This is a genomic window from Actinomadura madurae (genome assembly GCF_047130825.1).
Lineage (GTDB): Bacteria > Actinomycetota > Actinomycetes > Streptosporangiales > Streptosporangiaceae > Spirillospora > Spirillospora madurae.
Map to the genome: position 1 here is coordinate 6,309,941 of NZ_CP083237.1, position 21,065 is coordinate 6,331,005.

The 21,065-nt window shown below is 72.1% G+C and carries 22 protein-coding genes; 7 read left to right on the forward strand and 15 right to left on the reverse strand.

Annotation, left to right across the window (positions count from 1 at the left end; genetic code table 11):
- The first annotated feature begins 57 nt into the window (after positions 1-57).
- Together K8Z49_RS28770 and K8Z49_RS28775 are read left to right on the forward strand one after the other, a co-directional pair.
- Entirely contained in the window at positions 58-846 is a 789-nt protein-coding gene (locus K8Z49_RS28770; RefSeq protein WP_412515703.1) for a hypothetical protein, read from the forward strand.
- The gene (locus K8Z49_RS28775; protein WP_412515704.1) at positions 843-1,208 is read left to right on the forward strand and encodes a GntR family transcriptional regulator; all 366 of its coding nucleotides are present in this window, start codon (positions 843-845) and stop codon (positions 1,206-1,208) included. Before K8Z49_RS28770 ends, K8Z49_RS28775 begins: the two co-directional genes overlap by 4 nt.
- 25 nt (positions 1,209-1,233) lie before the next feature.
- Here the strand turns inward: K8Z49_RS28775 and K8Z49_RS28780 are convergent, their stop codons facing one another.
- From K8Z49_RS28780 to K8Z49_RS28805, 6 genes are read right to left on the reverse strand one after another with little or no spacing between them, the layout of a single operon-like run.
- Positions 1,234-2,256 (reverse strand): LLM class flavin-dependent oxidoreductase, encoded by a 1,023-nt coding sequence (locus tag K8Z49_RS28780; RefSeq protein WP_075022955.1) that lies wholly within the window; start codon positions 2,254-2,256, stop codon positions 1,234-1,236.
- A 59-nt stretch (positions 2,257-2,315) separates the two neighbouring features.
- Complete coding sequence (locus tag K8Z49_RS28785) at positions 2,316-3,383, reverse strand: branched-chain amino acid ABC transporter permease (RefSeq protein WP_412521187.1); 1,068 nt, start codon at positions 3,381-3,383, stop codon at positions 2,316-2,318.
- A gap of 2 nt (positions 3,384-3,385) precedes the next feature.
- Positions 3,386-4,273: a branched-chain amino acid ABC transporter permease gene (locus K8Z49_RS28790; protein ID WP_021591767.1), complete on the reverse strand. Its 888-nt coding sequence runs from the start codon at positions 4,271-4,273 to the stop codon at positions 3,386-3,388.
- 13 nt (positions 4,274-4,286) lie between these two features.
- Entirely contained in the window at positions 4,287-5,036 is a 750-nt protein-coding gene (locus K8Z49_RS28795; RefSeq protein WP_024934776.1) for an ABC transporter ATP-binding protein, read from the reverse strand.
- The gene (locus tag K8Z49_RS28800; protein ID WP_021591769.1) at positions 5,033-5,818 is read right to left on the reverse strand and encodes an ABC transporter ATP-binding protein; all 786 of its coding nucleotides are present in this window, start codon (positions 5,816-5,818) and stop codon (positions 5,033-5,035) included. Before K8Z49_RS28800 ends, K8Z49_RS28795 begins: the two co-directional genes overlap by 4 nt.
- Positions 5,818-7,023, reverse strand: coding sequence for a substrate-binding domain-containing protein (locus tag K8Z49_RS28805; RefSeq protein ID WP_021591770.1), 1,206 nt, complete (start codon positions 7,021-7,023; stop codon positions 5,818-5,820). Before K8Z49_RS28805 ends, K8Z49_RS28800 begins: the two co-directional genes overlap by 1 nt.
- A 286-nt stretch (positions 7,024-7,309) precedes the next feature.
- Here K8Z49_RS28805 and K8Z49_RS28810 point away from each other — a divergent pair, with 286 nt between their 5' ends.
- Positions 7,310-8,092: an SDR family NAD(P)-dependent oxidoreductase gene (locus K8Z49_RS28810; protein ID WP_181663214.1), complete on the forward strand. Its 783-nt coding sequence runs from the start codon at positions 7,310-7,312 to the stop codon at positions 8,090-8,092.
- Between the two features lie 22 nt (positions 8,093-8,114).
- Here K8Z49_RS28810 and K8Z49_RS28815 read toward each other — a convergent pair whose 3' ends face one another.
- Entirely contained in the window at positions 8,115-8,552 is a 438-nt protein-coding gene (locus K8Z49_RS28815; protein WP_161790996.1) for a nuclear transport factor 2 family protein, read from the reverse strand.
- Positions 8,553-8,642: 90 nt separating this feature from the next.
- On the opposite strand from K8Z49_RS28815, the gene K8Z49_RS28820 reads away from it, so the two are divergent.
- Positions 8,643-9,191, forward strand: a complete 549-nt coding sequence (locus K8Z49_RS28820; RefSeq protein ID WP_412515705.1) for a nuclear transport factor 2 family protein — start codon at positions 8,643-8,645, stop codon at positions 9,189-9,191.
- Between the two features lie 9 nt (positions 9,192-9,200).
- On the opposite strand, the gene K8Z49_RS28825 is transcribed toward K8Z49_RS28820, so the two are convergent.
- The 7 genes from K8Z49_RS28825 to K8Z49_RS28855 form a co-directional block, all read right to left on the reverse strand.
- A complete protein-coding gene (locus tag K8Z49_RS28825; RefSeq protein WP_412515706.1) occupies positions 9,201-10,238 on the reverse strand; it encodes an acyl-CoA dehydrogenase family protein in 1,038 nt (345 codons plus the stop codon).
- A complete protein-coding gene (locus tag K8Z49_RS28830) occupies positions 10,219-11,397 on the reverse strand; it encodes an acyl-CoA dehydrogenase family protein (RefSeq protein ID WP_412515707.1) in 1,179 nt (392 codons plus the stop codon). The genes K8Z49_RS28825 and K8Z49_RS28830 overlap by 20 nt, the downstream gene beginning before the upstream one ends.
- Positions 11,394-12,530 carry a thiolase family protein gene (locus K8Z49_RS28835; protein ID WP_021591776.1) on the reverse strand — a complete coding sequence of 379 codons (1,137 nt, stop codon included), beginning with the start codon at positions 12,528-12,530 and terminating at the stop codon, positions 11,394-11,396. Before K8Z49_RS28835 ends, K8Z49_RS28830 begins: the two co-directional genes overlap by 4 nt.
- Positions 12,523-13,587 carry an FAS1-like dehydratase domain-containing protein gene (locus tag K8Z49_RS28840; protein ID WP_021591777.1) on the reverse strand — a complete coding sequence of 355 codons (1,065 nt, stop codon included), beginning with the start codon at positions 13,585-13,587 and terminating at the stop codon, positions 12,523-12,525. Before K8Z49_RS28840 ends, K8Z49_RS28835 begins: the two co-directional genes overlap by 8 nt.
- Positions 13,584-14,504: an SDR family NAD(P)-dependent oxidoreductase gene (locus K8Z49_RS28845; RefSeq protein ID WP_021591778.1), complete on the reverse strand. Its 921-nt coding sequence runs from the start codon at positions 14,502-14,504 to the stop codon at positions 13,584-13,586. The genes K8Z49_RS28840 and K8Z49_RS28845 overlap by 4 nt, the downstream gene beginning before the upstream one ends.
- 96 nt (positions 14,505-14,600) lie before the next feature.
- Positions 14,601-15,809 (reverse strand): homogentisate 1,2-dioxygenase, encoded by a 1,209-nt coding sequence (locus tag K8Z49_RS28850; protein ID WP_412515708.1) that lies wholly within the window; start codon positions 15,807-15,809, stop codon positions 14,601-14,603.
- Positions 15,806-16,669 (reverse strand): SDR family oxidoreductase, encoded by an 864-nt coding sequence (locus tag K8Z49_RS28855; protein WP_412515709.1) that lies wholly within the window; start codon positions 16,667-16,669, stop codon positions 15,806-15,808. Before K8Z49_RS28855 ends, K8Z49_RS28850 begins: the two co-directional genes overlap by 4 nt.
- A 203-nt stretch (positions 16,670-16,872) precedes the next feature.
- On the opposite strand from K8Z49_RS28855, the gene K8Z49_RS28860 reads away from it, so the two are divergent.
- The 3 genes from K8Z49_RS28860 to K8Z49_RS28870 all read left to right on the forward strand — a co-directional run bounded on the left by K8Z49_RS28860 (position 16,873) and on the right by K8Z49_RS28870 (position 20,260).
- Positions 16,873-18,030, forward strand: coding sequence for an alpha/beta hydrolase (locus K8Z49_RS28860; RefSeq protein WP_412515710.1), 1,158 nt, complete (start codon positions 16,873-16,875; stop codon positions 18,028-18,030).
- 1 nt (position 18,031) lies between these two features.
- Positions 18,032-18,613 (forward strand): nuclear transport factor 2 family protein, encoded by a 582-nt coding sequence (locus K8Z49_RS28865; protein WP_111830920.1) that lies wholly within the window; start codon positions 18,032-18,034, stop codon positions 18,611-18,613.
- A 69-nt stretch (positions 18,614-18,682) separates the two neighbouring features.
- Positions 18,683-20,260 carry a class I adenylate-forming enzyme family protein gene (locus K8Z49_RS28870; RefSeq protein WP_412515711.1) on the forward strand — a complete coding sequence of 526 codons (1,578 nt, stop codon included), beginning with the start codon at positions 18,683-18,685 and terminating at the stop codon, positions 20,258-20,260.
- Positions 20,261-20,273: 13 nt separating this feature from the next.
- Here the strand turns inward: K8Z49_RS28870 and K8Z49_RS28875 are convergent, their stop codons facing one another.
- On the reverse strand, positions 20,274-20,984 hold the full coding sequence (locus tag K8Z49_RS28875; RefSeq protein WP_021591784.1) for an IclR family transcriptional regulator: 711 nt from the start codon (positions 20,982-20,984) through the stop codon (positions 20,274-20,276).
- Positions 20,985-21,065 lie beyond the last annotated feature (81 nt).

The following is a 21,065-nucleotide window of genomic DNA, read 5'->3' on the forward strand; positions in this document are numbered from 1 at the left end:
GTCGCATGCTATGACTCATCTTATTAAGACAAAGCTTGCGACATTGAGGGGTGCGGCATGCGCCAGGCGGATGACACGGAGGCCGCGGAGGCCGTGCAGTGGCTGGCCCGGCACGGCCTGGCCGACGCCGAACCCTCGCCACTGCTCGTGACGCGGCTGGCGGTGCGGCGGCGCGCCAGGGCCATCGACAGCATCCTGCTGGCCGCGTTCCTGCTCGGCGCGGCGCTCACGCACGTGTTGGCGCTGCCCGTGGACGTCCTGCCCTCCTGGCTGCCGCTGCTGGCACTGACGGCGCTGGTGGCCGCTCTGCTCATGGCGCAGTGGCAGCTCGGACGCTGGGTGCGGCGCGCCGACCGGCGGGCCGGCGCGCGGCTGTCCCGGCGGGTGGCCCACCCGGTCGCGCTCAGCTGGCCGGAGGTGCTGGGCCGGCCGTATGCCGTCTTCACGGCCGCCACCTTCGCGGGCGCGCTGCTGCTCGCGGTCAGCGTGCTGCCGGTCTCGGACCCCACCTTGCGGTACGGTGCGATCATCGTGCTGATCAGCCTCGCCGGCGTCGGCGCCGGCCTCCTCGCGCAGCTGCGCCATGTGCTGGCGAGCCCGGCCGTGGCGGAGGACGAGGCGTCGCTCACGGCCGATGTCATCATGCGGGTCGAGGACGCCCGCGCCCTCGTCACACCCAGCCTGGTGTGGTCGCTGCCGGCCATATTCCTGTACGGGGAATCGCTGGGCTGGTGGAACGCGGTCGCGGTGGGGCTCGTGGTGGTGGGCGTCGTCGCGCTCGCCCTGATCCATCACCGGACCACCGGTGTCGCGGCGGCGGCACGGCGCGCCATGGACACTCGATGATCGTCATCGACGGGGCCTCGCCGGTGCCGCCGTACGAGCAGCTCCGGGCCCAGCTCGCGGGGCAGATCCAGGATCGCACCCTCGCCGTCGGGGCGAGGCTGCCGACGATCCGCCGGCTGGCGGCCGATCTCGGCCTCGCCGTGAACACCGTCGGCCGGGCCTACCGGGAGCTGGAGGAGGCCGGGTTGATCGAGACCCGCGGGCGGGCCGGCTCGTTCGTCTCCGCCGCCGGGGAGCAGGCCCGCGAACAGGCTCAGCGCGCCGCCCGGGACTACGCGGCGATCATCGCCAGGGGCGGCATCGACCCCGCCGAGGCGATCCGGATCGTCGAGGCGGCGCTGGGCCAGGCCGCACGTCCATGACGGCCGCTCCCGCACCGCGCCATCGTCAGCGCCATCCGAGTTCGGGGGCCACGTGGGTGAGGATGTCTTCCAGGACGTGGGCGTTGTAGTCGACGCCCAGCTGGTTGGGGACGGTGAGCAGTAGCGTGTCCGCGGCCTGGATGGCCTCGTCGCCTGCCAGCTGCTTCACCAGGACGTCTGGCTCCGCGGCGTAGGAGCGGCCGAAGATCGCCCTGGTGTTCTCGTCGATCATTCCGATCTGGTCGTCCGAGTCGGCGTTCCGGCCGAAGTAGGCGCGGTCCAGGTCGGTGGTCAGGGCGAAGACGCTGCGGCTGACCGACACGCGCGGCTCGCGCTGGTGTCCGGCGTCCTTCCAGGCCTGCCGGTAGGCCTCGATCTGCTTGCGCTGCTGAACGTGCAGCGGCTCGCCGGTCTCGTCGTTCTTGAGCGTGGAGCTTTGCAGGTTCATGCCGAGCTCGGCCGCCCACACGCCGGTGGCGTTGGAGCCGGAGCCCCACCAGATGCGGTCGCGCAGGCCCTCGGAATGCGGCTCGGGGCGCAGCAGCCCCGGGGGATTGGGGAACATCGGCCGCGGATTCGGCTGGGCGAAGCCTTTGCCCCGCAGCACCGTGAGCAGCACCTCGGTGTGCTTGCGCGCCATGTCGGCATCGGTGTCGCCCTCGGACGGCTCGTACCCGAAGTACCGCCACCCGTCGATGACCTGTTCCGGTGATCCCCGGCTGATGCCCAGTTGCAGCCGTCCGCCGGAGATCAGGTCGGCGGCCCCGGCGGTCTCGGCGAAGTACATCGGGTTCTCGTAACGCATGTCGATGACGCCGGTGCCGATCTCGATGCGCGAGGTCTTCGCGCCGATCGCGGAGAGCAGCGGGAAGGGAGAGGCCAGCTGCCTGGCGAAATGGTGGACGCGGAAGTAGGCGCCGTCGGCGCCCAGTTCCTCCGCGGCCACGGCGAGATCGATCGACTGGAGCAGCGCGTCCGCCGCCGACCGGGTTCGGGAGCCGGCGCCGTCACTCCAGTGGCCGAACGAGAGAAAGCCGATCTTCTTCACACCGACACCAACCATCTCGGCGTCCATGAGATTCCAGCCTGGACGGTCCTGAGCCCGGTTCAGACACCTGGGTCCGTGTTTCCTACCAGGACGCCCTTTCGGGGTTGGGGGGCGTCGACCGGGTCGTCGTTCTTGGTGCGGAACAGCGACGCCAGGCCGCCCGGGAGGAAGAGGATCACCAGGACGAAGACGGTGCCGAGGATGAAGTCCGGCTGGCTCATGGGTGCCTGGATGACCTTCGGGAGCGCGCTCACCGCATCCGAGTCGGCGACCGCGGTGAGTCTCTCGTTCAGGTAGGTGTAGACGAGGCCGCCCACCACGGCGCCCCAGATCACTCCGCGGCCCCCCAGCACGACCATCAGGACGAGCGACAGGGAGTACCCCAGGACCACGATGCTCGGATTGGCGCCGCCCATGACGATGGAGTAGACGGCCCCGCAGACGCCCGCGAGGGTGCAGGCGATGGTGCCCGAGGCCAGCTGGTAGCCGTAGACGTTGTAGCCGAGTACGCCGGTCCGCAGGGGGTTCTCGCGTATCGCCTGCCAGATGTGGCCCGCCTCGGTGCGGACGGCGAACGCCACCACCGCGTACACCGCGACGAGCAGGGCCAGCGCGAGCCAGTAGGCGTTGCGCGTGTTCGCGATGCCGACGAAGGGGGCGGGCAGGACGTCCAGGCCGTAGGTGACGCCGACCTCCCCGCCGCTGCGGAGGAAGCCGCGCTCGACCGCGATCGCGAGCGCCTGGGCCAGGGCGAGCGTCGCCATGCTGAAGCCGATGCCGGTGAGCCGCAGGGACGCGGCGTTGCCGACGAGGGCGACCATGAAGGTGAGCAGCATGGCCAGCGGCAGGCCCAGCGTGAACCCGAGGCCGCTGATGTTGCTGAGGATCACCGTGGAGTAGCAGCCGAACCCGAAGTACAGCGCGTGCCCGAAGGACAGCAGGCCGGTGTAGCCGAACATCAGGTCGAGCGTGATCGCGGTCGCGGCGGCCACGAACATCAGCGCGAGAAGTTGCAGGCTGCCGGTGCTGTTGACCGCGCCCGGCAGGAGCCCGCCGAAGCTCAGGGCGGAGTACGGCGCGAGGGCCAGCAGTACGACGACCACCACCAGTACGAGTGCACGAACCATCGTCACACCAGCCGATCCTTCTGGCCCAGGAGTCCCTGGGGCCGCACCAACAGGGTCAGTACCAGCAGCGCCACGACGAGGATGTCGCCCACCCCGTTCTGGACGTAGTAGTTGGCCAGCGACTGGGCGAGGCCGAGGACCACCGCCGCGATCAGCGCGCCCTGGACGGAGCCGAGCCCGCCGATGATCAGCACGATGAAGGCGAAGATGAGCATCTGGTCGCCGAGGAACGGCGAGACGCCGCCGTAGTAGGAGCCGGCCAGCGCCCCGCCGAGTCCGGCGAGCATCCCGCCGGCGGTGAAGACCGCCGTGAACGACCGCTTGACGTCGATGCCGAGCGCCGACACCATCTCCGCGTTCTCGACACCGGCCCGGATGATGAGGCCGTAGCGGGTGCGCGACAGGCACGCCTGGATGACGACCATGGTGACGGCGGCGGCCCCGATGAGCAGGAACCGGGTGTTGGGGATCGGCGCGCCCGCGACGTTCGTCGTCGAGGCGACCCAGCCCGGCTGCGGGATCATGTGCTCGTCCGGGCCCCAGATCGCGGCGAGCAGGGCGACCAGGGCGAGCCCGAGGCCGGCGGTCGCCAGGAGCTGTTCGAGCACCTTGCCCTTCAGCGGGCGGATGATGGTGAGCTCGGTGACCAGGGCGAGGACGCCGGCGGCCACGCTGGACACCAGGACCGCGACGAGCAGGCGCCAGAGGGACGGGGTCTCCGCGTTCCGGAGCACCGTCCAGGAGGCGAAGGCCGCGACGGTGAGGAAGGCGCCGTGCGCGAAGCTCAGGACCCGCATGAGTCCGAAGATGAGGGAGAGGCCGCTGGCCAGCAGGAAGTACAGGGCGCCCAGCCCGAGGCCGGAGAGCGCGATGAGGGTGAAGGTGTCCACGGTCCGGATCCCTTCAGGACTCGCCGACGCCGAGGTAGCGGCGCATGGATGCTTCGTCCGCCAGGATCTCGGCGGCGGGTCCCTGGGTGGCGACCCTGCCCTCGGACAGCACGACGACCGTGTCCGAGAGGCGGCGGGCCGCGGCGAGGCTCTGCTCGACCAGGAGGATGCTCGCGGAGGACGCCACGCGCGCCAGGGTGTCCACGACCTCGCGGACCAGGCGCGGCGCCAGCCCCTTCGTCGGTTCGTCGATGAGGAGGAGCAGGCTGTCGTTCAGCAGGGCGCGCCCGAGGGAGAGCATCTGCTGCTGGCCTCCGGACAGGGTGCCGGCCCGCTGTCCCGCCCGCTTCCTCAGCTCCGGGAAGAGCTCGAAGACGCGGTCGTAGTCCGGCGTCGTGCCGCGCCGCTCGGCGAGGCGCAGGTTCTCCGCGATGGTGAGCCCGTGGAAGACGTCGCGGTCCTCGGGGACGTAGCTCACCCCGAGCCGGGCGATCTCATGGGTCTCCAGGCCGCCGAGGTCGCGGCCGTCCAGCCGGATGGTGCCGGTGCGCCGCATCAGGCCGAGGATCGAGCGGAGCGTGGAGGTCTTCCCGACGCCGTTGCGGCCCAGGATGGTCGTGACCTGCCCCGCGGGGACGTCGAAGCTGACGCCGTTCAGGATGTGCGAACGGCCGATGTAGGCGTGGACGTCGGTGAGCGTCATCAGGGCACGGCTGTCCGCGGACGTGCCCTCGGCTTCGGACAGCACTCGGGACGCGTTCACAGCGGCTCCCCCATGTAGACGGTCTGCACGATCTCGCTGGCGATGATCTCCTCCGGAGAGCCGCACGCGACCAGCGCTCCGTGGTGCATCACCGCGATCCGGTCGGCGAGGTCGAGCACCACGTTCATGTGGTGCTCGATCATCACGATCGTCTTGGCCTGCGTCCGGTGGACCCGCTGGACCAGGTCCACCAGGCCGCGCACGTCGTCGATGTTGACGCCGGCCATGGGCTCGTCCAGGAGGATGACCTCGCTTCCCTGGGCGAGGACCGTCGCCAGCTCCAGCTTCCTGCGGTCGCCGTGGGAGAGGGTCGAGGCCGGACGCCCGGCGAGCCGGTCCAGGCCCACGAGCGCGAGGGCCTCGTCCGCGCGGTCCCAGGCCTCGCCGCCCCCCGAGACGAGGGCGGCGTTGCCGAGGAAGCCGGACCTGCGCGCCCGGGCCGCGAGCCTGGCGTTCTCCCGGACGCTCCGCCCGAGGAGCAGGTTCGACGTCTGGAACGTGCGGCCGAGGCCGGCGCGCGCCCGGCGGTGCGGCGGCCGGCCGGTCACGTCCCTGCCCAGCAGGTGCACGGTTCCGGACGTGGCCCGGGTCGCCCCGCTGAGGACGTTGATCAGGCTCGTCTTGCCGGCGCCGTTGGGTCCGATCACGGCCATGAACTCGCCGCGGCCGACCTCGATGCCGACCGAGTCGAGGATGTGGTGGCCGTCGATCACGAGGTGGATGTCGCGGCCCGCGATCGCCGCCGTCCCGGCCGGGGGTGCCGTGTCGCCGCGGAGCCGCATCACGAGATCTTTTTGGCGACCGGGGACTCGACGTCCTTCGCCGAGTACGTCTTGTTCAGGTCGAGCCGCCAGGTGGCGCCGTCCTTCACCATCGTGTAGCCGAAGATGGGCTGGAGCGGGACGTGATCCTCGGCCCGGATGGTGACCGTCCCCACCGGGGTCTCGAACGTCGCGCCCGAGAGCGCCTTGTTCACGGCGCCGACCTCCAGGCCCGCCCCGGCCTTCTCGACGGCCTTCACGGTCATCTGCGCCGCGAGGTAGCCGCCCACCTGGTGGATGTCGATCGGGGTCTTGGAGCCCTTGAGCGCGTCGAGCATCGCGGTCTCGGCCTTGGTGCGGGTGGTGCCCTCGCCGTAGTAGGTGATCAGTTCGAGCTTCGGGAGGTTCGGTCCGAGGGCGGCGGCGAACTGGGCGAACTGGGGCCGCGGCGGGCCGATGGCGATGACGTGGGTGCCGTTGAACGCGCCCTGGTCGGCGAGCGCCTTGAACAGCTGGGACAGCCCTTCGCCGGCCCAGCCCACGAAGATCGCGTCGGGCTTCTGGGCCAGCGCCTTCGCCACGCCCGCCGTGAAGTCCTGCGTGTCGACGGGCAGCAGCACCGATCCGATGCTCACGCCCTTGGCCGGGGCGAGCTTCTTCAGCGAGGTCACCGCACCCTGGCCGTAGGCGTAGTCCTGGCCGAGGTACAGCAGCGACTTGTCGCCGGCCTTCGCGGCGGACTCCAGGACGGCGGTGTTGAGCTGCGGCGTCGTCGGGGAGCTGCGGAAGACGCCCGGGCCCATGCCGTCGATGTCGGCGGTGCCGGTCTGGCCGGCGATGAAGACGGCCTTGTTCTGCATCGCCAGCTGGGCGACCGGCACGACGACGGCGGAGCTCGCCGGGCCGACGATCACCTTGGCGCCGTCGCCGAGGAGCTGCTTGGCGGCGCTGAGGCCGGTGGCCGGGTTGCTGTTGTCGTTCTTCTTCTCGATCTCGATCTTGACGCCGCCGACCGTCATCGTGCCGCTGGTCGAGACCTTGAGCCCGGCGCGGTACCCCTCCTCCCAGGCGGGGCCGAAGCTGGCCAGGGCCCCGGTGTAGGAGTTGACGAGGCCCACCTTCACCGTCGTGGAGTCTCCGCCGGCGCCGGTTCCGGAGGAACACGCGCCCACCGCGGTCAGGAGGGCGGCGGCGAGCCCGGCCGCCGTGAGTGTCTTGGTTGCCATGTCTCTGTCCCTGGGTAGAAGACTCCACCGAGTCGCTTCGCCGGTCGGCCCTGACCTCTGGCTTCGTGCACAACCATCCGTTTTCCGGACTATGACATCCGTAATTCGGCACTCAACCACCCGGGCGAGCGTGACGTCAAGCACACTCGGCCAAAATCCCCCGCTCCTCGCCTTCGGTGACGGGGTGGACACGAAGGGCAACTTTTCCTCGTGGTCTCCACCTCCAATATTCCGGAGGTTATGCTCCGATAATCGGTATGAGAAGAGGGGTGGCGAGATGTCGGGCATGGCAGGCAAGGTGGTGCTGGTCACCGGCGGGGCGCGCGGCCAGGGCGCGGAGGAGGTCCGGCGGCTCGCCGCCCGCGGGGCCCACGCGATCGTCGGCGACCTGCGCGCCGAGGAGGCCGCCGCGCTGGCCGGCTCGGTCCCGGGGCCCGGCACGGCCGTCGCGATCACGCTCGACGTCGCCGCCGAGGACTCCTGGAGGCAGGCCGCCGGGGAGATCCAGGCCCGGTTCGGACGGCTGGACGGCCTGGTCAACAACGCCGGGGTGGCCGCCCCCGGCACGGTGTCCGGCACCTCCTACGAGACGTGGCGCGACGTCATGCGGGTCAACCTCGACGGGGTGTTCCTCGGCCTGAAGCACTGCTGCCCGCTCATCGCCGACAGCGGTGGCGGCGCGGTCGTCAACATCGGCAGCGGCGTCGCGCTCGTCGGCTACCACACCGCCGCCTACGCCGCCAGCAAGTGGGGCGTCCGGAGCCTCACCCACTCGGCCGCCCTGGAGTTCGCCCACCGCGGCGTGCGGGTGAACGCGGTGCATCCGGGGCTCGTCGAGACGCCCATGACCGCGTCCGACACCGCGCGGTTCGACGCCATGGTCCAGGCCACCCCCTGGGGACGCGCGGCGGACGCCGGCGAGATCGCGGAGGTCGTGCTGTTCCTGCTCAGCGACGCGGCGGGGTTCGTCACCGGCGCCGACATCCCGGTCGACGGCGGCTTCGCGTCGGGCGGGCTGGCGAAACGGATCGCCGAGAGCACCGGCGTCCTGCCCACCCCGCCCGCCTGACCGGGCGGGAAGGGTGCCCCCGTCAGGAATCCCGGTCCGGGTCGCAGAGCTCCCGGATGGCCGCCGGATCCCAGTGGAAGATCTCCATGCTCGCGATGAGCCCGTCCCGCAACTCGATGCGGTGCAGCACCGAGTTCATCATGGTCCGCCCCGTCGCGCGGGAACGGATGCGGCTGCGCATCGCCATGAACACCGTGTCGCCGCACTCGAAGGTCCGGCGGTCGCTGAAGTCCGCCTCGTCGAACACCTCGCGCAGGCGGTGCATCAGCCGCTCCACGCCCTCGCGCCCGTGCCACTCGCCGCCGTACGGCAGCGACTCGGGCTCGCGCACGACGACGTCGGGGGTGAAGCAGTTCCGGAACGCCTCGCGCGCCGCCGCGTCGTCCATCCCGCCCGCCAGGTACGCCGCCTCGGCCGCGTAGAACGCGTCCAGCCGCGAGCCCTGTCCGTCGTCCGGCATGACCATGCACCCCTTGTCACCAAAGATTTCGGAGCATAGTATCCGAATATCGGTTTCTGATCGAGGGTCCGACGCGAGGGGCGGGGCGGCTTGTACACCTGGGAAGAGATCAGCGCACGCCTGGAGATCCGGGACGTCCTGTACCGCTACTGCCGCGGCATCGACCGCCGTGACAAGGAGCTCCTGCGCAGCGCGTACTGGCCCGACGCGGTGGACCGGCGCTCCTACGGCCCCCCGGACGCCTCGCCCGCCGAGTTCGCCGACCGGGTGATCGACGGCTTCGGCGAGCTGCCCGCCTACAGCCAGCACCACGTCACCAACGTGTTCATCGACCTCGACCTGGCCGACGACGCCGCCCGCGTCGAGTCCTACAACCTCGTGATGCACCCGGTCGGCCCGGAGACCTCGCTCGTCCTGGCCACCGAGGACGGCGGGGCGCACCTGCGCGTCATGGGCGGCCGGGCCCTCGACCGGTTCGAGCGCCGCGACGGCGAATGGCGCATCGCCCGGCGGGTCATGCTGGTGGACTGGTCGCGGGACGACCTTCCCGGCAGCCCGCTGTTCGCCGAGATGCGGCACGGCCTCGACACGGGCGGTGCCGGGACCGACCCCTCCTACACGGTGCTGCCCAAGCTCTGAGCAGCGTCCTCACGCGGTCGCGAGCTCGATCCTCAGATGCCGCACGGACGGGAGCGAGGCCTGCACGGCGTACGCGCGCCGGAGGTAGAACTGCGCGTCGCACTCGTAGGCGAACCCGAGCGCGCCGTGGAGCAGGACGGCCGACTCCGCCACCCGCACCTGCGCGTCGACGGCATGCGACACCGCGACGAGCACGTCAGCGAGCGCGTCCTCGTCGCCGCGCGCCCAGGCGGCACCCGCCCCGGCGACGGCGGCACGCGTCATCTCCACGTCCACGTAGAGGTCGACACAGCGATGCCGGACGGCCTGGAAGGCCCCGATCGGCCGCCCGAACGCCTCGCGTGCGCGCACGTGGGCCGTCGCGAGCCCCAGGTTGCCCTGCATCGAGCCGAGGCAGTCGGCCGCGGCCACGAGCAGCCAGAACGCCCGCAACCGGCGCGCCTCCCCGGATGGCAGGGTGCCCAACTCACGCACTGGCGCTTCGGACAACGCGAGGACGGCCGCCGGACGGGTCGGGTCGATGCCCGTCACGTCGAGGCGCTCTGTTCCGTCGAGCTCGACCAGGCCGACACGCACCCCGCCGTCGTCGCCGGAGGCCACCAGCAGCAGCCGAGGTGCGGGCATCAGCGTGCTGAGCCGGCCCGAGACCCGGCCGGACCGCCAGTGAGCCTCCGCCCCTCTGCCCACGCCGTCCGGCCAGCACACCGCCGGGACGTCCCCGTCGAGCACGCGCGCCAGCTCGGTGCGCGCGGCCTCGGAACCCCCGGCCAGCGCCGCCAGCGTCCGGACGGCCCACAGCCCGCTCAGCTGTGAGCCCGGCGTGAGCAGGTCGCGGGCGCACTCCTCCGCCACGACGAAGGCGAGCGCCGGATCGCCGCCGGCGCCTCCCAGGGACTCCGGCAGCCCCGCGTGCAGCAGCCCGAGCCGCCGCCACCGGTCTTCGAGGCGCGGGCCGCCCGCCATCGCGACGCGGGACGCGATCGTCCCCTCGGCGCGGGCCCTGCGCACCCCCCGCCTCAGTTCGGCCTCAACTGCGCTGTCGTGCACGGTGGTCCTCCTCGCGCCGATCCCTTTCACGCGGCAGGCCGAGCACCCGGTCGGCCACGATGGACTTCTGGATCTCATCGGTGCCGCCGGCGTTCTTGATGCCGGGCCAGGACAGCGCGAACCGGCTCAGCGGGCTCTCGGTCGCCAGGTCCTCACCGAGGATCGCGCGTGCGGTCTCGGCCGCCGCGCGGACGCCGTCGGCCAGGCAGAGCTTGGCGACCGAACCCTCGGGGCCGGGGTCGGCGCCCTCGCTCACCGCTCGCAGCATCCCGTGGCGGAGCTGCTCGACGATGCGCCGGCGGGCGCGGACGGCCCCGAGCGCCGCGGCGACGTCCGGGTCCGCCAGGCTCCCCCGGGCGCTCGCCTCGTCGCGCAGCGCGGCGAACGGGATCTGGTCGGGTCCGACCGCGAGCCGCTCGTTCATCAGCGTCGTCAGCGCAACGCTCCAGCCGGCGCCCGGCGGCCCGATGGCGGCCTCCGGCGGCAGCACGACACCGTCGAGGAAGACCTCGTTGAAGGTCACCGCCCCCGTCGCCTGGACGATCGGACGCACCTCGACGCCCGGCGCGGACATGTCGATCGCGAACGCCGTCAGGCCCGCGTGCCCGCCGCCGTCACCGGTCCGGGCCAGCAGGTAGCCCCGATCGGCGAGATGCGCCCACGACGTCCACACCTTCTGTCCGTCGACGACCCAGCTTCCGTCGTCGCGCCGGACGGCCCGCGTCCGGATCGCGGCGAGGTCCGAGCCGCAGCCGGGCTCGGAGAACAGCTGGCACCAGAGGTCCTCGCCGCGCACCAGCCGGGTGATGTCCTCGACCTTCTCGGGGGCCCAGTGCACCAGTGTCGGGAGCACCATCCGGGTGGTCACCTCGAACAGGTGCGTGGGGAGGTGGTAGCGGGACTCGGCGTCCCAGAACGCCACGTCGGCGGCCCTGCCCCCGCCCCGCCCGCCGTATTTCGCGGGCAGCGACGGCGCCCCCCACCCGTGGGCGGCCTTGTGGGCCTGCCAGTGCCTCCCCCTCTCCACGAGCTCCCGCTCCGCCTCCGCGCTCATCGGTTCGAACGGCGTGAGCGGCGGCGGACCTGGCGGTTCGTGTGCCGGGGCGTGCCGCGCGAGCCACTCCGCCGCCGCCGAGGCGACCTCTTCCATAGTGCTCATCCGGCGGCCTCGGCGCGCTGGTAGACCTGGGTGATCGCGACCGATCCCGCCCCCAGCATGTGGCACAGGGCCAGCCGCCTTCCGGCGCGGAGCTGCCGCACGGTCTCGTGCACCTGCGCCACTCCGGTGGGACCGCCGGGATGCCCTCCGGCGATCAGGCCGCCATGGGTGGAGAACTCCGGGAGGCCGAAGCGCTCGCGCGAGCCGGGCCCGAAGGCGCCGCGCTCGACCAGGCCCTCCGCCTCCCCGTCGGCGCAGAAGCCGAGCAGCTCGTAGTAGAAGAGCTCCTCGACGGCGAAGGCGTCGTGGACCTGGACGACCTCGATGTCGCGCGGGTCGGCGCCCGCCTTGCCGTAGGCCGCCTCGGCCGCCGCCCGGGTCATCGCGGGCGGTCCGACGATGGCCCCCTCGAAGACGTGCCCGGGGGCGTAGGTCTCGCTTTCCACATGCGATGCCGCCAGGCGCACGGCGGGCGCGTCGGAGCCGAGGCGCGCGAGGAACTCCCGCGAGCAGACGACCGCCGCCGCGGCTCCCTCGCCCCACGGGGTGCACATCATGCTCGTCAGGGGCGGTGCGACCATCCGGCTGCCGAGCACCTTCTCGGGCGTCACCTCCTCGGCGGCCCGGCGGGCCGCGAAGGGGTTCGCGCGGGCGTAGTTCCAGTTCTTGGCGGCGACCGCTGCCAGGTGCCGGGACGTCGTGCCGCGGTCGTGCATGCGGCGGGCCGCCCACATGGCGAACAGGGCGGGCGCCGGGAGGTTGCCCTCCGCCTCGATGATCGACAGGGCGGACACCTCGCGCTCCGGGCAGTCGATGCCGAGGACGAGCACCGCCTCGTTCTCACCCGAGCCGACGAGGGTCCAGGCGAGGTGCACGGCCGCCAGCCCGGAGGCCGACGCGTGCTCGGCGTGCAGCACCGGCAGCCCCGTCACGCCCAGCTCCTTCGCGAGGTACACGCCGCGCGGGGTGAGCGGGTGCGCCGAGCCCGCCACGAAGCCGTCCAGGTCGGCGAACACGCAGCCCGCGTCGGCCAGCGCCGCCAGGCTCGCGCCGCGCGCGAGGGCCCGTGCGCTGCCCGCGGGATGCCGGCCGAAGGGCATCATGCCGGTTCCGGCGACGTACACCTCACGCACGGGCGAACCACCAGTCCCCGTCCACATCACCCTCCAGTCGATAGGCGGCCCCGATCTCGTGGGGACCGGGTCCGAGGCGCGCCTGCACGCGCACGCCGTTGGCGAGGTCGACCTGCCCGTAGTCCCGGCCCCCGAAGGACGTCCAGGAGTAGAGGGACCCTTCGCGAGGGAGGTCGACGGGTTCCAGCTCGCGCTGGCCGCCGTCCACGGAGAGCGCGCGCTCCGGGAAGTAGAACTCGCCGGTGAGGGGATCCAGGCTGCCGCGCAGCCTGCCCTCGCCAGACGCGGCGGGAGCGGGGTCGGGGGTCAGGATGAAGGTGTTGCGATACCTGGCCCTGAGCCCGGAGGCGTCGGACATCTCGGCGATCAGGTCGACGAAGCGCAGCTCTCCGGCCGAGCCGGTCCGGACGCGCTCGTTGGCGATGTACTCGCGCACGCCGAAGACCTCGCCGACGCGGAGCGGGCCGTCGACGAACTCGATCGACGTCTCGCCCATCAGCGTCCGTGCCCTCGCGAAGCCGACCCGGGCGATCGGATCCGGTTCGGGCAGCCAGAAGCTCAGCACCGTGGGGTACGTCGGCGGGACCGGGGACCCGGTCTCCACCGGCCGCGGCCAGCGCACGCTCGCCGCGAACTCCCGCGCGGCACCCAGCTCGACGGGGAATTCGATGCGCTGCTCATCGACCCCTTCGCCGGTGGTCGCGGGTTCGCACGGCACCTCGATCCGGACGGTGGCGGAGAGCTTCCCCTCGACGGCCAACTCCGCCTCGTACCCGGTGTCCGTCTTCCGGACGTCGGCCGTGAGCGGCACGCCCAGCGGGACGATGCGCTGGAACCGCAGCCGCACCGCGAACGGGCCCGACTCCGGCAGGACGGAGCCCTGCGCCACCGCGTGCGAGATCAGCCAGCCGCCGTGCAGCGCCCCCATGGCGAACAGCCCGTCGTACCCCGACGCGCGGTTGAACTCGGGGTCGTAGTGGATGGGGTTGCGATCACCGCTCGCGCCCGAATAGCGGACGATGTCGGGCAGGCCGATCGTCCCGAGCGAGGCGGTCACGCCGGGGCGCCCAGCGGGAAGAGGCCGCCCGCCGCCTCGTCCAGGAGCTCCGGCGTCCACCTGCGGTCGCCCGCCTTGATCTTCGACGTGGCCGTCCACGGCTGAACCAGGGTGATCTCGTCCCCCTCGACCGTGTAGACGGTCCCGGACGGAAGGGGGCACGACGGGTCGGCGAGCCACGCGACGAACGGGGCCACGTTGCCGGGGTCGAAGAAGTCGAACCCCGTCTCCGGCTTGGCGACGGCGTCGACGGCCGCGGGCGAGCTCTCGGTCAACCGGGTGCGGGCGCTCGGCCCGATCGCGTACGAGCGCACCTTCAGGCGCTCGTGGAGTTCGAGGTGGCACTCGTAGGCGAAGGTCGCGATGCCCGACTTCGCCGCCGCGTAGTTCGCCTGCCCCACGCTGCCGAACAGGCCGGAGATGCTGGTGGTGTGGATCAGCACGGAGTCGCGGTCCACGGCCGACGGATCGGCCTTGGCGCGTGCGCGCCAGTGTCCCGCCACGGCGCGGGTCGGGCAGAAGTGGCCGCGCAGGTGCACCCGGATCACGTCGTCCCATTCCTCGGCCGACATGTTCACCAGCATCCGGTCGCGCAGGATTCCCGCGTTGTTGACCAGGATGTCCACCCCACCGAAGGTGCTCAGCGCGGTCTCCAAGAGCTGATGGGCGCCGTCCCAGTCGGCCACGTCCGACGCGTCGGCGACCGCCTCCCCGCCGGAGGCCAGGATCTCCCGCACCACCTCTTCGGCGGGCGTCTCGTTCCCGGCCTCGCCCCGCCCTCCTTCTCCATGGAGGCCGCCGCCGAGGTCGTTGACGACGACCCTGGCCCCTTCCCGCGCGAGTTCGAGGGCGTACTCGCGGCCGAGGCCGCGACCCGCCCCCGTCACGATCGCGACCCTGCCTTGCAGCCGTTGCATCTGTGCTCCCTGTTCGCAGCGTTGTCGGTTGGGAGGCCCCGCGTCCCGGGGGTCTCGATCCGGCGGTCTCAGTCCGGCGGTGTCAGTCGGGCGGTCTCAGTCCGCCCGGTCGAGCCAGGAGGTGAGGTACACGCCGTCGTCCGACTCCAGCGCCCCCTCGCCGAGCAGCAGCGGGCGGAAGGTGTCGATCATGACGGCGGTCTCGTCGACCTCCTCGACCCCGATCGACGCCTCGTAGGCACCCGGCTGGGGGCCGTGGGAATGGCCCGACGTGTGGAGGGTGACCGAGCCGTTGCGCACGCCGGATCCGCCGCGCGCCTCGTACCGTCCGGCCACGTAGAACATCACTTCGTCGCTGTCCACGTTGGCGTGGTAGTAGGGCGCCGTCACGGCGCCCTCGCGGTAGCCGACCCTGCGCGGCACGAAGTTGCAGACGACGAAGTTGCGCCCCTCGAAGACCTGGTGCGCGGGCGGGGGTTCGATCACCCGGCCGTTGATCGGCTCGAAGTCCCGCAGGTTGAAGGCGTAGGGGTACAGGCCGCCGGCCCAGCCCACCGCGTCGAGCGGGTGACGCGGTGAGGTGTGGACGCTGCCGCCGATGCCGCCGGCGCCGCGGTGCTTGATGTAGATGTCGACCTCGGCGTCGGGGTCCTCGCCCACGTCTTCGGCCAGCAGGCGTGCGCGGGGGACCCGGAGGTCCCTCTCGCAGTACGGCGCGCTCTCCAGGAACTGGCCGAACCTCGACAGGTACCGGGCCGGCGGGGTGATGTGCGAGGTCGCCTCGATGCAGAAGGCGCGGACGGGTCCGGCGTCCGGTGGGACCACCCACCGGTGGGTCGTCGCCCGGGGCACGACCAGGTAGTCGCCCGGACCGGCGTCCAGGGGACCGAACACCGACTCCAACCGGGCCGTCCCGTCCTCGATGAACACGCATTCGTCGCCCAGCGCGTTCCGGTAGAACGGGGAGGTCTCGCCGGCCACGACGTAGGAGATCCGCACGTCGTCGTTGCCGAGCACGAGCCGCCGGTGCCGGACGACGTCCCGCCCGGCGCCGCCCGGGAACAGGGCGTGCAGGTCGAAGTGCCGCGGGATCAGCGGCCGGTTCTCGCGCAGCGCGGTCCCGGTCAGGTCCCAGGTCGCCGAGCGGGCGATCGCGGACGGGATGTTCCGGCGGTAGAGCAGCGACGAGGTCGACGAGAAGCCCTCCTCGCCGATCATCTCCTCGTACAGCAGGCGCCCGTCGTCGCCCCGGTAGGCGACGTGCCGTTTGCGCGGAACATCACCGACGGACATGTAGTAGGTCATCGGGGCTCCTCCGCCTCGCCGGGGATCGTCGGGTTCGGGTTCCGCCGGGGGAGCAGCCGGTTGCCCGCATCGACGATCAGGTCGGTGCCGGTGATGTCGCGGGCGGCGTCCGAGCAGAGCCACAGGACGGCGGCCGTGACCGAGGCGGGGTCGAGGTGGCCCCGTCCGGCGAGGGCGGTCGTCGCGTAGGCGGCGCGCTGGAAGTCCTCGCGCGAGGCTCCGGACCGCACGCGGTCGTAGACGTCCTGGAAGTGGATCATCGGCGTGTTCACCAGGCCGGGGCTCACCGAGTTGACCCGCACGCCGTACCCGCCCAGTTCCAGCGCGAAGATCTTCGCCAGCTGCACCAGGGCGGCCTTGGACGAGGCGTAGTGGGCGTAGCCGGACGTCGGCACGGTGGCCGAGGTCGAGCCGATGAGGACGACGCTGCCGCCGCGCTGCTCCATGAGGGCCGGGGCCATGGCCTTCATCAGGCGCCAGGTGCCGTGGACGTTGACGTCGTACGTCGCCGTCCACCGCTCCTCCGTGATCTCCCAGAACGGCCCGGTGCTCCAGATGCCCTGGTTGAGCACCGCGACGTCGATGGACCCGAACTCCTTCAGCACGGCGTCCACGGCGGCGCCGACCTGCTCGCCGTCCCGCACGTCGCAGTGCACGCGCAGGACGGGAGCGCCGGCGACCTCGACCAGGCGGGCCGTCTCGTCGAGGTCGCCGGCCGTACTGGGCTTGTACTGCAGGGCGGAGAGGGGGGCGGCCACGTCGAGCAGGGCGACCTGCATCCCGCGTTCGGCGAAGGCCAGCGCGTGGCTGCGTCCCTGGCCGCGTGCGGCCCCGGTGACCAGCGCGGTCGGTCGGCTCATCCGGCTCCTTCCCGAGCAGTATCATCCGAAGAACGGAGATTTAGCTCCGTTAATCGGTTGCAGATCTACCATCGGCCGCAACCCGGCCGCCTGTCAACACCCGGCCCGACCGGACGGCCGGCGGGGGTTGACACCCGCGGCCGGACCCGCCCATGCTGACCTCATATTCGGATACTACGCTCCGAAAAACGGAGTTTCAGGGGGTGGCGGTGCCGGCGGAACGGGAACTGCTGGCCGTTCCGATGTCCGGTACGGCCTCGGCCAACGAGGTGTACTCCGGCGTCGCCCGGCTGGCCGGGACGCTCTGGTGCGTCCGGCACCGCGCCGTCCCCGGCCGCCGGTCGGGCACCGCGGTCGTCGTCCTGCACCCGTCCTCGAACTTCATGGGGCACTACGCGCTCGCGGCGATCGCGGAGGCGGGGCACGACGCCGTGGGCATGTCGACCCGCTACATCGGCAACGACACCGCGCTGCTGCTGGAGAACTGCGCGGTGGACGTCGGCGCCGTCGTCCGCCGTCTCCGGGACGAGGGCTACGAGAGGATCGTGCTCTTCGGCAACTCGGGCGGCGGCGCCCTCGCCGCGATGTACCAGAACCAGGCCGAGCGGCCCACGATCACCGCGTCGCCGTGCGGGGGCGGGCCCGACCTCACCCGGGCCGACCTGCCTCCGGCCGACCTGCTCGTCCTGGCGATGGCGCACCCCGGCCGCTCGCAGCTGCTCACCGAGACGCTCGACCCGGCCGTCCACGACGAGCGCGCGCCCTTCGACCGCGACCCCGATCTCGACATGTTCGACGACCGTCACGGACCGCCGTACGACGCCGCATGGCTGGCGCGCTACCGCTTGGAGCAGCGCCGGCGCAACGATCGGATCACCGCCTGGGCGGAGGCGCGGCTGGCCGAGCTCGCCGACCGCGGAGTGCACGACCTGCCCTTCGCCGTCCACGGCGTCTGCGCCGACCCCCGCCACCTGGACCTCGCACTCGACCCCAACGACCGCGTCCCGGGCACCCTCTGGGGCGACCCCTGGAACGCGAACTTCCAGCCCGCGACGCTCGGGCACTTCACCACGGTGCGCGCCTGGCTCTCCCAGTGGTCGCGCCTGCGCAGCAACGGCCACGGCCCCGACCTGCTGGCCACCGTGCGCGCGCCCGTCCTCGTCGTCTACGGGACCGCCGACCAGAGCTGCTTCCCCTCCCATGCCCGGGAGCTGCACAACGCCGTCGCGCACGACGACAAGAAGCTCGTCCCCATCGCCGGGGGACGCCACTACCTGCACGGCCAGCCGCAGCAGATCGGCCGGCTGGTCACCGCGCTGGACGACTGGATCGACGCCCATCCCCGGACTTCGGAGGCATGACATGACCAGCCAGGCCGAGCAGTACACCACCGAGGCGCTCCAGGCCCGTGCGGAGATCACCGACCGCTTCCACCTCTACGCCCACTGCGTCGACCGGCGCCGGTGGGACCTCCTTGACCAGGTCTTCCACCCCGACGCGACCTGGTGGGTGTCGTCCATCGGCACCGACAACCACTGGCGGGACGCGATGGAGAGCAGCCGGGAGCTCTTCGCGGTCGCCCTGGACGCGACGCATCACCAGGTCGGCAACATCCTGATCTCCCTCGACGGCGCCGCGGCCGACACCGAGGCGCTGATCACGGCCTACCACCGGGTCCGGGCCGACGCGCCGCTCGGCGGCATGTTCGGCGGCACCGGAAGCCCCTACGATCTGTTCGCCGGCGGGCGCTACCTGGACCGCTGGGAGCTTCGCGACGGCGCCTGGAAGATCGCGCGGCGCCGGGTGGCCTCCGAATGGCGGCACCTCCAGCCCGCGTCCGACGGCATCCTCGCCTCGGTCCCCCTCCAAGCGCGGGGGAAGTACGACGACACCGACCTGTCCACGCCCACCATCGAGCGTTTCCGCGCCGCCCGGTCAGGGTGACACCGGGCGCGCCCTGTCCATACCCGACTGCCCACACCCGACCGTCCGCACCCGACTGGAAGGACGACCATGTCGCGGCCCCGGCTCACCGCCAGCCTCGCCTACTGGAGCTCCCGCACGCCCGATTCCGTCGCCCTGGAATGCGAGGGGACGACGCTGACCTGGCGCGGGCTCGCCGACTCGGTCGAGGCGGTCGCGCACCAGCTGCGCGACGGCGGGCTGGCGGCCGGCGACCGGATCGGGTACCTGTGCGAGAACAGCGCGGGCGTCATCCAGACCATCCTCGCCGCGGCGGCCCTGGACGCGATCGTCGTCCCCCTCAACGTGCGGCTCACCACGCCCGAGCTGAGCTGGATCGTCGAGGACGCCGGGCTGTCGGCGCTGCTGACCGACCAGGCGTTCGCCGACCGGTCCGAGGAACTCGCCCGGCGGCACGACCTGCGGGTCTACTGGCGGGAGGAGGCGGCCCCGGACTGGGCCGCGCCGCTGACCCGGGAAGGCACGGACTCGCGTGAGCTGCTGTCCCGGGTCACCTCCACCGAAGACCTCCCGGTGTTCATCTGCTACACCTCGGGCACGACCGGCCGGCCCAAGGGTGCGGTGCTGACCCACGGCAACGCCATCGCCGCGGCGACCTCGTTCTCGATCACCGAGACCATGACCCGGTTCGACACCTGCCTGCTGGTCCTGCCGCTGGCCTTCACCGGCAGCATCATGGCGACGTGGGCGCCGACGTACTACAGCGGTGCGCGCTTCGTCATGCACCCCCGCTTCGACGCGTCCCGCACGCTGGCCGAGCTGGAGCACGGCGGCGTGACGGTCTTCCCGGCGGTGCCGGTGGTCTTCGAGCAGCTGGCGGCACTGGACCGGTTCGACGGCGCCGACCTGTCCACGGTGCGGGTGGCCAAGGCCGGCGGGGCGCCGCCGTCCGCCGCGACCCTGCGCAGGTACGAGGACCGCGGGATCCCGATCGGCCAGGGCTATGGCATGACCGAGAGCTCCGGGGTCGGCACCTCGCTTCCCCAGGAGGACTTCGAGCGCAAGGCCGGCTCGGCGGGGGTGGTGAACTTCGGGACCGACCTGTCGATCCGGGACGCCGAGGGCGCTCCGCTCCCGCCCGGCGAGGTCGGGGAGATCTGCCTGCGCGGCCCCAGCATCATGTCGGGTTACTGGGGCGACCCGGACGCGACCGCCGAAACGCTCGCCGGCGGATGGCTGCACACCGGCGACCTCGGGCTGCTCGACGGCGACGGCTACCTGACGATCATGGGCCGGGAGAAGGACATGGTCCTGTCGGGCGGTCTCAACGTGTATCCGAGCGAGATCGAGCGCGTCCTGCTGCTTGACGAGCGGGTGCGCGAGGCGGCGGTCGTCGCCGTGCCCGACGACCGGTGGGGAGAGGTCCCGGCCGCGATCGTCGTCACCGACGACGCCGGGCTCGGCCCCGATCCGCTGCTGGCCCTGTGCCGGGACGAGCTGGCCGACTACAAGATCCCGAAGTACTTCTCCTTCACGACCGATCCCCTGCCGCGCACGATGTCCGGAAAGGTGGCCAAGGCGGACCTGCGCGACCGGGCCGCGAAGCTCGCCGGGCTCCCGCCGTCCGGGCCGGAGGGAGCGGCGGACCATGCGGCCGGGCAGGGCTGAGCCGAGGCGGCCCTCACGCCTCCGCGGAGGTCAGCTGCGTGCTGATCGCCTCGGCGGCGGCCACCACCTGGTCGGTCGCCTTGCTGACGGCCGCCACCCGGTCCTTGTCCGTGGGCGTGTAGACGGCCACGCTCGCGGCGACACCGTCGATCGAGCTGATCGGGGCCGCGAGCGCCCACAGCCCGCTCTGGTTCTCCTCGTTACCCGAGGTGTAGCCCCGCCTGCGGATCCGCGCCAGCTCAGAAGCCAGGGCCCGGTCGTCCCCGACGAGGTGATGCAGCTCGTCCTCGTCGCCGAAGGCCGCCATCACCTTCCCGGACCCGGTCGCGAGGATGTGGTGCCGCAGCCCCGGCGGGTAGCTGACCTGGACGATGTGGTCCCGGCTGACGATCCGGTGAACGGAGAGGGACTCCCAGCGGTCGCGGACCACCAGCACGACGGTCTCGCGCAGGCTGTCGACGAGCGTCGCCATGTGGGAGTGCGCGGCGTCCCGGACGGCCCACTCCACGTGCTGCGCCAGCGCGAAGAGCTTGGGCCCGAGGCGGTAGACGCCCGCGGTCCGGCGGATGAAGCCGCGCACCTCCAGGGTGCTGAGCAGCCGGTACGCCACCGTCCGCGAGAGGCCGAGGTCGCGCGCCACCTCGGCGATGGTCGTGCCGCCGCGGTCGCCGAGGTACTCCAAGATGTTCAGCGCCCCGTCCGTCGTCTTGGAGACTTCAGGCATCCGGCCGTCCTCACCCGTGCGTGTCCGACATTCGTAGGTCGCCCCGGCTCCCGGCCCACGTCGCGTCCGGCCGATGCCTCG

What these genes read in the sequence shown, in the direction of transcription:
- K8Z49_RS28805 (WP_021591770.1), bottom strand. Translation starts at nt 7,023, where the DNA reads ATGGCAACCAAGACACTCACGGCGGCCGGGCTCGCCGCCGCCCTCCTG.
- K8Z49_RS28855 (WP_412515709.1), bottom strand. Translation starts at nt 16,669, where the DNA reads ATGAGCCGACCGACCGCGCTGGTCACCGGGGCCGCACGCGGCCAGGGA.
- K8Z49_RS28775 (WP_412515704.1), top strand. Translation starts at nt 843, where the DNA reads ATGATCGTCATCGACGGGGCCTCGCCGGTGCCGCCGTACGAGCAGCTC.
- K8Z49_RS28845 (WP_021591778.1), bottom strand. Translation starts at nt 14,504, where the DNA reads ATGCAACGGCTGCAAGGCAGGGTCGCGATCGTGACGGGGGCGGGTCGC.
- K8Z49_RS28785 (WP_412521187.1), bottom strand. Translation starts at nt 3,383, where the DNA reads ATGGTTCGTGCACTCGTACTGGTGGTGGTCGTCGTACTGCTGGCCCTC.
- K8Z49_RS28865 (WP_111830920.1), top strand. Translation starts at nt 18,032, where the DNA reads ATGACCAGCCAGGCCGAGCAGTACACCACCGAGGCGCTCCAGGCCCGT.
- K8Z49_RS28830 (WP_412515707.1), bottom strand. Translation starts at nt 11,397, where the DNA reads ATGAGCACTATGGAAGAGGTCGCCTCGGCGGCGGCGGAGTGGCTCGCG.
- K8Z49_RS28815 (WP_161790996.1), bottom strand. Translation starts at nt 8,552, where the DNA reads ATGCCGGACGACGGACAGGGCTCGCGGCTGGACGCGTTCTACGCGGCC.
- K8Z49_RS28800 (WP_021591769.1), bottom strand. Translation starts at nt 5,818, where the DNA reads ATGCGGCTCCGCGGCGACACGGCACCCCCGGCCGGGACGGCGGCGATC.
- K8Z49_RS28770 (WP_412515703.1), top strand. Translation starts at nt 58, where the DNA reads ATGCGCCAGGCGGATGACACGGAGGCCGCGGAGGCCGTGCAGTGGCTG.
- K8Z49_RS28875 (WP_021591784.1), bottom strand. Translation starts at nt 20,984, where the DNA reads ATGCCTGAAGTCTCCAAGACGACGGACGGGGCGCTGAACATCTTGGAG.
- K8Z49_RS28850 (WP_412515708.1), bottom strand. Translation starts at nt 15,809, where the DNA reads ATGACCTACTACATGTCCGTCGGTGATGTTCCGCGCAAACGGCACGTC.
- K8Z49_RS28870 (WP_412515711.1), top strand. Translation starts at nt 18,683, where the DNA reads ATGTCGCGGCCCCGGCTCACCGCCAGCCTCGCCTACTGGAGCTCCCGC.
- K8Z49_RS28810 (WP_181663214.1), top strand. Translation starts at nt 7,310, where the DNA reads ATGGCAGGCAAGGTGGTGCTGGTCACCGGCGGGGCGCGCGGCCAGGGC.